We start from the raw sequence: 9201 nt of genomic DNA, 5'->3' as shown, positions 1-9201 counted from the left end.
GGGCCGTCTTCTTCTGCAGTTTCCACACGCCGGAGAGACTGTCGGTGAGGGTGAGGTCGGTGCTGGCGGCGGCAAGACCGGGGGCGGTCTTATCGATCTTGATCTCGTCTTCTTTTTTTACCGATACGGCGTTTTCTTTGGAGCTCTCGGCCTGCAGATACACCGGCTTGCCGGAGAGCTCATCGGTGTACTGCTGGACCTTGTTCGTCTCGTCCAGCAGCACCTTGTCGCCGGTATTTTGCCTGTCGGTGATGCCGAACCGGTCGAAGTCGCCGGGGCAGAACTCGATCTTCACGTCCCCGTTGTTCCAGCCGTTTTCGTTGGCCGGGGTGCGGATGTAGTGGTAGTCCTTGCCCGGCTCCTGCTGTTCTTCTTCCGGGGCGGCAGGGTCGTAGGGAATGAGCGGCTGCTCGGGCACCAGTTCGGTGCCAGAGTACTGTTTAGAGAGGAAGAAGTCGTCCTCCATCATCTGCCCCACCGACACCGCCAGCCCGTCGGGGTTTACTACCTTGGCCCGGTAGGTGACGATGGTGTCGCCGGCCTTACAGGAAAAAGGGATACCGTTCCCGGTGATGTTGGCGTTTGGTATAGTCTGGGCCGCCTGGCCGGCGTACTGCACCTGTACCTGCTGGCTCTCTCCCCCCCAGCTCGTGTCGTCAAAATTCAGGCCGGCGGTGGTGTACTTCTCCTTGTCCGACAGTTTCAGGTGTACCGGCACCGCGTTGGCGGTGCCGGTGCCACTATTGGGGTCTTTGTAGTTGTTGGTGACCTTGGCCTGAATGGTGATGATGTCGCCGTCTTTAACCTTTTTAAGTTCCTCAGGGCTCATGGGCTGCCAGCTGCCAGCTTCGGCCTGGGTCACCACGACGGTCTCGATAAACTCCGGCTGGTACTGGGTGTAGCGCGCCTCGTTAAAGTGGGCCTTTATGCTGCCCTGGGGGGTGTCAGATGTTTTGAGCCAATGTGTTAGGCCAGAAATACCTACGGATACTTTATCTCCATTGATATAGGGACATGCAGCGGCAGTCGTAGAGACAGATTTCCCGTTAAAAGTAGCCGTAAGTGTTTTTGTATCTGCACGGTAACTCAAGACAAATACGTGGGTGCCGCTCACGTCACTGCTGGAAAGAGAGATTTTCGCATAGACTTTATCGTATTTGCTACCATCCCAGTGATGTATTACAAATTCATTGTCGTCTGCATCTATAGCAATACCTCCCTTTTCTCCAGAAATAGTATAGCGCGCCATACAGATAGCAGCAGTCTTTTTATCCAGCGTAAAATCGGTAGAAAATTGCCAGTCTGCCTGCATAGATACCTGCCGTGTACTTCCAACACTTGTCGTATTTGACCAATAAGTTGGGCCCCACTCAGGCGTAACCCACCTATCCTTTAAAGATGGTTGGCTGAGCAGCAAATCATTCTCGCTCATAGCCATCGGTGATCCGCTAAAAATCTCGCGCAAGTCAAAACTGCCCACAAACTCGCTGCTGGTATCTTCCTCCTCCCCCTCGGCGGCGACGGGCAAAAGGATTATTGGCAGGCAGGCCGCACACAAGGCTGCAGCCAGCACCAGCGCCAACAGGCGGCGGCCCGCCGCTCTTATATTTTTTGTAAGCTGTCTCATGACTTTTCACTCCATTTCAATTTTTGGGCGCTCTCTCCCTAAAGCGTCCTTATAATCAGTAGGTGTTTCACTTGCGCAAAAAGCACCAGGCAGCGGACAAAAATTCGTCCTGGGTGCTTTTTCCGTTGTCCCCCCTGTCAAATCATGTTATACTCAAGGCGAAAAACAGAAAATTTTGTCAGATAGGGTGGTGGAATGACGCTTACACACAAAGAGCTGGAAAAGCTGGTACAGCGGGCCCAGGGTGGCGACAGCACCGCCTTTGAACAGCTGTACCGCGCCACCAGCAGCGCCCAGCGCTATCTGGCGCTGGGCTACTTAAAAGATGCCGACGCCGCCGACGAGGCGGTGCAGGAGGTGTACTTAAACCTGTACCGCAAATTGCCGCAGATCGAGAGCGGGCGCTCGGTGGTGGTCTATTTAAATCACACCACCTACTTTGTCTGCCAAAACAAAAAGCGCTGGTGGCAGCGGCAGCGGGATGCCACTGTGCAGGATGCGGACCTGGAGGGGTTAGAGAGCAGCGAGGAACAGAGTCAGCCGGAACTGAGCTTGCAACGAAAAGAGCGGGACCGCCAGCTATACGCCGCGCTGGAGGCACTGCCCGACCGTCAGCGGGCTGCAATTTTGCTGCGCTACTTTAATAATTGCAGGATAAATGAGATTGCTGAGATCCTGTCCGTTTCGAGGAATACCGTTTTGCGGGACCTAAAAAACGCCAAGCGCCAACTGCGCGCCGAGATGGGCGACTTTTTCCCGGCAATATTTCCACTGGGTATCTGCCTACAGGCCGCACTGCAGCAAGACGCGGCGGCAATTGGGCTGGGTGGCGGCCAAGCTAAGACCGGGATAAAGGCACGCACCGCCTTGGCGGCCTGCGCGGTGGCAGCGGTGGGAGCAGCGAGTATCGGCGCGCTGCTCCCACCGCGCATTACCGGGGCACAGTGTCAGGTATTCACCCCCACCACCGCCAGTATCACCGCCCGGGTGCAGGGGCCGCAGATCCGGCAGGTATATGTGACAACAGAGGGCCAGCACCTGCCCATGTCACAGCAGGACGGCAGCTATGTGGTCACAGCTACCCAAAACGGCTGTTATACCATAACGGCGGTCACCGCCGCCGGCAACAAGACCAGCCGCCAGGTAATGGTGACCGGCCTGGATGATGAGCCGCCCCAGATAGTGTGCTGGGGGCAGCAGGAAGGATACGTATCGGTGTGCCTGACCGACAGTGGGAGCGGCGTAGACTGGTCCAGTGTGCGGGCGACCGGTGACGACGGCACCGTATTTTTCTCCTCTCAAACAGACCCGGCCAGCGGTACTGTACTGCTGGCACTGCCGCTGGGCAGTTACTGTTTAGAAGCCACCGACCTGGCAGGCAATCGGGTGAGTGGACTACTGACCGTGCAGTGAGTGGCAGCTAGGTTAGACCTCCGCAATAAAAAGGCAGCCCCTTAAAGGGACTGCCTTTTTAGCTGACCAGATCAGAAAGCCAGCTTTTCCTCGATATACCGATCCAGGTCGGCGATAGCGATGCGCTCCTGGGCCATTGTGTCGCGGTCGCGTACGGTGACACAGCCGTCCTCCTGCGACTCGAAGTCGTAGGTGATGCAAAACGGCGTGCCGATCTCGTCCTGACGGCGATAGCGCTTGCCGATAGAGCCGGCATCATCGTAGTCGACCATAAACTTTTTGGCCAGCTGGGCGTACACCTCGCCGGCGGGCTCGCTGAGCTTTTTAGACAGCGGCAGCACGGCGGCCTTAAACGGCGCCAGCGCCGGGTGCAGGTGCATGACGATGCGGGTATCTTTCTCGTCGAGCTGCTCCTCGTCGTAGGCCTCGCACAGGAAGGCCAGCGCCACGCGGTCGGCGCCCAGCGAGGGCTCGACCACGTAGGGGACAAAGCGCTCGCCGGTCTGCTGGTCGAAGTACTCCAGGCTCTTGCCGGAGGTGTTTTGGTGCTGGGTGAGGTCGAAGTCGGTGCGGTCGGCTATGCCCCACAGCTCGCCCCAGCCAAACGGGAACATGAACTCGATGTCGGTCGTCCCTTTGGAATAGTGGGAGAGCTCCTCGGGGTCGTGGTCGCGCAGCTTGATGTTCTCCTCTTTGATACCCAGCGACAGCAGCCAGTTTTTGCAGGTGTCTTTCCAGTAGGCAAACCACTCCAGGTCGGTGCCGGGGGCACAGAAAAACTCGAGCTCCATCTGCTCGAACTCGCGGGTGCGGAAGGTGAAGTTGCCGGGAGTGATCTCGTTTCTAAAGGATTTGCCCACCTGCGCCACGCCAAAAGGCAGTTTTTTACGGGTGGTGCGCTGGATGTTGGCAAAGTTGACGAAGATGCCCTGTGCGGTCTCGGGCCGCAGATAGATCTCGTTTTTGGCGTCTTCGGTCACGCCCTGAAAGGTCTTGAACATGAGATTGAATTTGCGGATATCGGTAAAGTTTTTGCCGCCGCAGTTGGGGCAGCAGACACCGTTTTCTTTGATGTACTGGGACATCTGTTCGTCGCTCCAGCCGTTGGGGGCCACACCGGTCTGGTCCTCGATGAGCTGGTCGGCGCGATGGCGGGTCTTGCAGTCCTTGCAATCCATCAGCGGGTCGGAAAAACCGCCCACATGGCCAGAGGCCACCCAGGTCTGCGGATTCATGAGGATGGCTGAATCCAGCCCCACGTTGTAGGGGCACTCCTGCACGAACTTTTTCCACCAGGCGCGCTTGACGTTGTTTTTGAACTCGACGCCCAGCGGGCCGTAGTCCCAGGTGTTGGCGAGACCGCCGTAGATCTCGGAACCCGGATACACGAAACCGCGGTTTTTACAGAGCGCTACGACTTTGTCCATGGTCTTTTCACTGTTTGCAAGCATTGCGAAACCTCCAAAATTTTAAGTGCCGCCGACCGGCTGCCGGCGGCCTTATCTGCCGCTGCTACCCGCACCGACCGCCCGATTTGCGGGCAGCTACAGGCGGGGCAGGTGCTCGCCGCGGCGGGGGCCGGCGGTAGAGCGCGCGATATGAGTATTGTAGTATCCCCCCGCGACAAAGTCAAGCGCTGCAGAGGCCACATAGCGCCCGCCACCGCGCGCTGTCACCGGCCGGCGCACAGTGGATGCACACTGTATGCCCGGCAGCGGACAGCACCGCCGTACAGGCAGCAAAAAAGCCGACCTTTCGGCGGCTATACTTCCCGCACGGGTCGGCTTTTTAAACGGCTATACCTATATCTAAAAATGGGTGACTTTGATCTGATCGTAGGACTGCTGCAGCGTTTGGCAGGAGGCCTGTAGTTTTTCCAGCTCCTCGGGCAGCAGATTTAAAGTGAGCACCTTTTTGACACCGCCCCGATTGATAAAGCAGGGCACGCCCACGAACACGTCGGAGGCACCGTACTGGCCGTTGAGCCGGGCAGACACGGTGAGCACGCTGTTCTCGTTGCCAAAGATGGCCTTGGTGATACGGGTCATGGCCATGCCGATGCCGTAGTAGGTGGCGCGTTTGGCGTCGATGATCTTGTAGGCGGCGGTGCGCACCTCCTCGGTGATGTCGTCGAGATCGGACAGCTTGTAGCGGCCGGATGACTCGCTGCAGATATCGAGGATGGGCTTGGTGGCCAGCATGGCCTGACTGTAGGGCACGAATTCAGTATCGCCGTGCTCGCCCATGACATAGGCGTGGACATTGCGGGCGTCGGCCTCGAAATAGTCGCCCAGCAGGTAGCGCAGACGGGCGGTATCCAGCGCGGTGCCGGTACCGAGTACCCGGCCGGCGGGAAAGCCCGACAGCTTGTGGGTGATGCGGGTCATGATATCGACCGGGTTGGTAGCCACCAAAAAGATGCCGCCAAAGCCCGACTCGATGACCGGATCGACGACTGAGCGGAACACCTCGGTGTTACGCTGGAGCAGGTCCAGCCGGGTCTCGCCCGGCTTTTGGGCCACACCGGCACAGATGGCGACGATGTCGGCGTCGGCACAGTCGCGGTACTCGCCGGCATAGATCTTCATGTTGGAGCCGGAGAAGGCCAGACCATGATTGAGGTCCATCGCCTCGCCCATGGCGCGCTTTTTGTCTAAGTCGATGAGCACCAGCTCATCGCACACTGCCTGGTTGAGCAGGGCATAGGCGTAGCTCATGCCCACCATGCCGGTGCCGACCAACGCCACTTTTCGAATATCGTTTCGCATTATTGGCCCCCTTTTTATGGATGGGCCGGCGCGGGGCAATAAAGCGGTTTGCACCGGGCCGGTCTATTTGTTTTTACAGCTTTAGCATACCCCATTTACTGCCGGATTGGCAAGAGAAGGCGGGCATTTCTGTACAAAAGTACGACGAAATGGAAAAACATGGTGTGCGCCTTGTGACTCTGGTGCGCCGGGCGGCATATCTCTGCCAGAGAGGGGGCATTTTTGTGGAGGACGAATACCTGCTGCGCTACTATTATGAAAAGTGCCTGTACGCCAAATACTACCAGGTGGAAAACGCCGGCAGCTACGCCACCGAGCGCCAATGTGGCACGCTGTATTTGATGTTTGAAAAATCTAACGGGCTAGAGGACTGGGTAAACAATTTTGACTTTCCCGCCAAGCTGCACTGCGACAGTGGGGCGCTTTGGTATTGCCACCGTGGTTTTTTGCGGGTGTGGGAGTCGATACGACCGCACATCGAGCACGAGGTGCGCGATCCGGCTGTAAAAAAGATCGTGCTCATCGGTTACAGCCACGGCGCGGCCATTGCCACCTTGGCCCACGAATGGGTGTGGGCGGTGCGCCCGGACCTGCGCGAGGTACTTTACGGCTACGGTTTTGGCTGTCCGCGGGTATATTGGGGCTTTTGGCTGCGACAGGACCTGCGGCGCCGGTGGGTCCACTTTACCCCGGTGCGCAACCTGAGCGATATCGTGACCCACGTGCCACCGGTCCTATTTGGCTTTCGCCATGTGCACCGGGTGCTGAACATCGGCCGCCGAGGGCTGTACAGCCCTATTGACGCCCACCGGCCCGAGAGCTATATCGCACAGCTGACCGCCTACGAGGAAAAGCTGCAGGCGAGCGGCCACTCTGCTCTGTCCGCCCATGGGCTGTGGCTGCTTTGACGGCCGAGCGCACACAGAGAGCGATGGTGCAAACCGTGTGGGTGTTTTTATATACCGGCTGGCTGCCCGATGTACCGTATTTTGCCGGGAAAATAGCCAGCTATACTACAAGGACCATTTGTAAATAAGTAGGTACATGTGGGCACAAAAGAGCTCCCGGCGGTGACCGCCGGGAGCTCTTTTGTGTTTTGTATTTACTGCCATACGATCTGGTTACGGCCCTGATTTTTGCCGACATAGAGATTTTTGTCGGCCCGGCTGATGATCTCGTTCACCGCACTGCCCTCGGTGCAGCAGGAGAGACCAAAGGTCATGGTGACCGATATCTGATGACCGCCACAGGAGATGGGGGCTGCCACCTGCTGTTGCAGCTGGCGCAGGTGCTCTAAGGTCTGGGTGCAGTCCGCATCCTCGTAGATGAGCAAAAACTCCTCCCCACCCCAGCGAAATACAAAGCCCAGATGTTCGATATGCGCCGTCAGCCGCTGGGCCACCTGCCGCAACACCTGGTCGCCCACCTGGTGGCCAAAGGTGTCGTTTATCGACTTGAAGTGGTCGATATCCCCCATGACGGCAGTAAAGACGCTTCCCTTGCGGTGATTTTCGGCCATGAGGCTCTCGAGCACTACGTCGCAGCTGCGGCGGTTGTGCAGGCCGGTGAGCGGATCTTTTCCTACCAGATCGGTGATGGAGTTTTGCAGCACTACGGCAAACCGGCCCATCTCGCCGATCTCGTCTTTGCGGTCGAGCAGATAGGGGTCGATGCGGGCAGTGAGGTCGCCGCCGGCGATCTCGCCCAAAAACTGCTCCGTTTTATCCAGCGAATAGAGCAATTTTTTGCTGTAGTAGCCGGACACTGCCACCGCAATGGTGAGGATGCCCACCGCCGACACACAGACCAACAGGATGTTGCGGTCGATCCGCTGCATCACCTGGGTGCGGGGGCGCCCCACGAACAGCATGCCCACAGTGGCGCCGTCGGTGTTTTGTACCGGCATGTAGTAGCCAAAATACTCGGTACCATCGACCAGCACCCGGTCGGAAAAATAGTCTTTATTTTGCTGCAGGACCGTGCTGGACACCACTTTCTCGGCCTGAGTGCCCACCGCCCGCTGCCCATCCGCCCCGCGGATGGTGGTGAGGTACCGCCTGTCGCCCCAAAATAGCGTCGCATCGGCGCCGGTATCCGCTTTGACCTGGTCTACCAGCTCCACGTGGGCAGAGAGGTCCTGCCCTCCCTTGGTGACGCGGGTGCCGTCGCTCACAAAATCACCAGGGTAGGTGAGCTGATAGGTCTGGTAGGCGGCGTGCACCAGCACGTCGAGACTGTACCGCACCTCGTCGCGCAGGCCAGTGTAGATGAGATGCGAGGTGACGATGGTGACCACCAGGCCAAAAACCAGCAGTGGGGCGATGGTGAGCGCCAGCAGCGACCTGGTGAGCGCCCCTTTTTTGTGTTTCATATAAGCCCTCTTTTAGAAAGCATCGCTGTGCGGTCTTCTCCCCTGCACTACAGCGTTTTTCACAGCCTATTTTTATTGTACAGATACCGGTCGCCGACAGCCCGTATACACGGTGTTCTGGAGATAAACGAGCGGGTGACGCCGATCATGAGAGCAACTGATCCCCTGTGTTTTGAGCAGGAGCCATAAGGTCTGTACTCGACTTTTTGAAGCTTGACCAGCCAGCAGCATAAGAGGAGCGCCCATATGTGCCTTTCTCCCCCATCTCGGCCGCCGTTTCGACTTTTATTATAGTCTAATCAGCGTCTGAAAAGATAGCCCCCTTTCGACAAAACATGACTACCCACAAAAAAACGCTTTGTTCTTGTGGCATATTGCCGTTTGACGTGTGTCGCATGCCAGGTCAGCTGTTGGTGCGGCCGACGGCCAAAACGCTGCCCACGATAAAAGGCAGCTGCCCCTGCGCAACATTTGCAGCGGGCAGCTGTCTTTGTATGGAAGGAGAAAGGTGCGGGCAGCCCTACTGGTGCTGCAACCGCTCTTTAAACAGGGAGGCGGCGTACTGGATATCGGTCTGGTTGGGATGTGTGGCGGCGATAGTATGGCGGGTCTTCGCCTGGGGCGCGATCGGCTTATCGGCGGCCATGCGCTGCAGCAGATCTGGGTCGACCGGCCCCTGACAGAGAAAGTGCCCCATCAGCAGGCAACTGTCGGACAAGCAGTCCTCTGCCGCCTGCATGATATGCCGGGCGTGCGGGCCGTAAGGATATGCTCCCAAAGTGCCAAACAGGCCCACTTTTTGGCCGGTGAGCTGTTTTAAAAAATGCTGGGCGCGCTCGTCGGCGCGGCCCCGGTCGACCCAGTAGCCCACCAGGTAGCAGTCGGCGGCGGGCAGTGGACCCTGCAGCTGGGCCAGATCGATCAGGGCGGGGGCGTAGGCGGACAGCTCGTCGGCTATGCCCTGCGCCAGACGACGGGTGTTGCCAGTACGGGTGGAATAGAATACAGCCACTTTCATGCGA

At 58.1% G+C, this 9201-nt stretch carries 7 protein-coding genes; 2 read left to right on the top strand and 5 right to left on the bottom strand.

Annotated features, from left to right (window positions below):
* A partial coding sequence (locus C6Y32_RS07530) for a hypothetical protein (protein ID WP_129589412.1) occupies positions 1–1312 on the bottom strand: 1312 nt, incomplete at its 3' end.
* A 510-nt stretch (positions 1313–1822) separates the two neighbouring features.
* Here C6Y32_RS07530 and C6Y32_RS07525 point away from each other — a divergent pair.
* On the top strand, positions 1823–3040 hold the full coding sequence (locus C6Y32_RS07525) for an RNA polymerase sigma factor (protein WP_105204683.1): 1218 nt from the start codon (positions 1823–1825) through the stop codon (positions 3038–3040).
* 71 nt (positions 3041–3111) lie between these two features.
* Here C6Y32_RS07525 and C6Y32_RS07520 read toward each other — a convergent pair whose 3' ends face one another.
* Together C6Y32_RS07520 and C6Y32_RS07515 are read right to left on the bottom strand one after the other, a co-directional pair.
* A complete protein-coding gene (locus tag C6Y32_RS07520) occupies positions 3112–4491 on the bottom strand; it encodes a glycine--tRNA ligase (protein ID WP_105204682.1) in 1380 nt (459 codons plus the stop codon).
* A gap of 357 nt (positions 4492–4848) precedes the next feature.
* Positions 4849–5808, bottom strand: a complete 960-nt coding sequence (locus C6Y32_RS07515; RefSeq protein ID WP_105204681.1) for an L-lactate dehydrogenase — start codon at positions 5806–5808, stop codon at positions 4849–4851.
* 224 nt (positions 5809–6032) lie between these two features.
* Between C6Y32_RS07515 and C6Y32_RS07510 the strand changes: the two genes are divergently transcribed.
* On the top strand, positions 6033–6716 hold the full coding sequence (locus tag C6Y32_RS07510) for a lipase family protein (RefSeq protein ID WP_164998180.1): 684 nt from the start codon (positions 6033–6035) through the stop codon (positions 6714–6716).
* 194 nt (positions 6717–6910) lie between these two features.
* Here C6Y32_RS07510 and C6Y32_RS07505 read toward each other — a convergent pair whose 3' ends face one another.
* Complete coding sequence (locus C6Y32_RS07505) at positions 6911–8179, bottom strand: GGDEF domain-containing protein (protein WP_105204679.1); 1269 nt, start codon at positions 8177–8179, stop codon at positions 6911–6913.
* Positions 8180–8699: 520 nt separating this feature from the next.
* Entirely contained in the window at positions 8700–9197 is a 498-nt protein-coding gene (locus C6Y32_RS07500) for a flavodoxin family protein (protein WP_164998179.1), read from the bottom strand.
* Between the last annotated feature and the right edge of the window lie 4 nt (positions 9198–9201).

The sequence above is a fragment of the Neobittarella massiliensis (ex Bilen et al. 2018) genome (assembly GCF_900289145.1).
GTDB classification, from domain to species: Bacteria; Bacillota; Clostridia; order Oscillospirales; family Ruminococcaceae; genus Neobittarella; species Neobittarella massiliensis.
Note: the sequence above shows the minus strand (reverse complement) of the source record. Positions and strands in the feature narration are given on the sequence as shown.

Coding starts and splice junctions, on each gene's coding strand:
- C6Y32_RS07515 (WP_105204681.1), bottom strand. CDS start 5,808: ATGCGAAACGATATTCGAAAAGTGGCGTTGGTCGGCACCGGCATGGTG.
- C6Y32_RS07520 (WP_105204682.1), bottom strand. CDS start 4,491: ATGCTTGCAAACAGTGAAAAGACCATGGACAAAGTCGTAGCGCTCTGT.
- C6Y32_RS07505 (WP_105204679.1), bottom strand. CDS start 8,179: ATGAAACACAAAAAAGGGGCGCTCACCAGGTCGCTGCTGGCGCTCACC.
- C6Y32_RS07500 (WP_164998179.1), bottom strand. CDS start 9,197: ATGAAAGTGGCTGTATTCTATTCCACCCGTACTGGCAACACCCGTCGT.
- C6Y32_RS07525 (WP_105204683.1), top strand. CDS start 1,823: ATGACGCTTACACACAAAGAGCTGGAAAAGCTGGTACAGCGGGCCCAG.